The organism is Phytobacter sp. RSE-02, from assembly GCF_040578655.1.
Taxonomy (GTDB): domain Bacteria; phylum Pseudomonadota; class Gammaproteobacteria; order Enterobacterales; family Enterobacteriaceae; genus Phytobacter; species Phytobacter diazotrophicus.
This window is the reverse complement of the sequence record NZ_JBEULY010000041.1, coordinates 1-878: the sequence shown is the minus strand read 5'-3', so window position 1 is coordinate 878 and position 878 is coordinate 1. Positions and strand designations below refer to the sequence as shown.

Genomic DNA, 878 nt, shown 5'->3' with positions numbered 1-878 from the left:
TACCACTTTGTGATTCATGACTGGGGTGAAGTCGTAACAAGGTAACCGTAGGGGAACCTGCGGTTGGATCACCTCCTTACCTTAAAGAACCTGCCTTTGTAGTGCTCACACAGATTGTCTGATGAAATAGAGCAGTAAAAAATCTCTGCAGGCTTGTAGCTCAGGTGGTTAGAGCGCACCCCTGATAAGGGTGAGGTCGGTGGTTCAAGTCCACTCAGGCCTACCAAATTCCTGCTGATGCTGCGTTGCGGCGACACTCACATACTTTAAGTATGTTCGTGTCACCACGCCTTGCCTCAACAGTAATTAAGGTTGGTGAGATTTAACTACGATGGGGCTATAGCTCAGCTGGGAGAGCGCCTGCTTTGCACGCAGGAGGTCTGCGGTTCGATCCCGCATAGCTCCACCATCTTTTACTGCGAACACAAGAAAACTTCAGAGTGAACCTGAAAAGGTGCACTGCGAAGTTTTGCTCTTTAAAAATCTGGATCAAGCTGAAAATTGAAACGACACACAGTGTCTGTTCTCCGTAATAAGAACAGGTGACGGTGTGTTCGAGTCTCTCAAATTTTCGCGACACGATGATGTTTTACGAAACATCTTCGGGTTGTGAGGTTAAGCGACTAAGCGTACACGGTGGATGCCCTGGCAGTCAGAGGCGATGAAGGACGTGCTAATCTGCGAAAAGCGCCGGCGAGGTGATATGAACCTTTGACCCGGCGATGTCCGAATGGGGAAACCCAGTGTGATCCGTCACACTATCATTAACTGAATCCATAGGTTAATGAGGCGAACCGGGGGAACTGAAACATCTAAGTACCCCGAGGAAAAGAAATCAACCGAGATTCCCCCAGTAGCGGCGAGCGAACGGGGAGCAG

Annotated in this window: 2 tRNA genes and 2 rRNA genes; all 4 read left to right on the top strand. The window is 49.4% G+C overall.

What is annotated here, in order from left to right:
* Positions 1-79, top strand: a 16S ribosomal RNA gene (locus ABU190_RS27245); the annotation flags it as partial.
* A gap of 70 nt (positions 80-149) precedes the next feature.
* Positions 150-226 (top strand) — tRNA-Ile (locus ABU190_RS27240).
* A 107-nt stretch (positions 227-333) separates the two neighbouring features.
* Positions 334-409, top strand: a tRNA-Ala gene (locus tag ABU190_RS27235).
* 204 nt (positions 410-613) lie between these two features.
* Positions 614-878 (top strand): 23S ribosomal RNA (locus ABU190_RS27230); the annotation flags it as partial.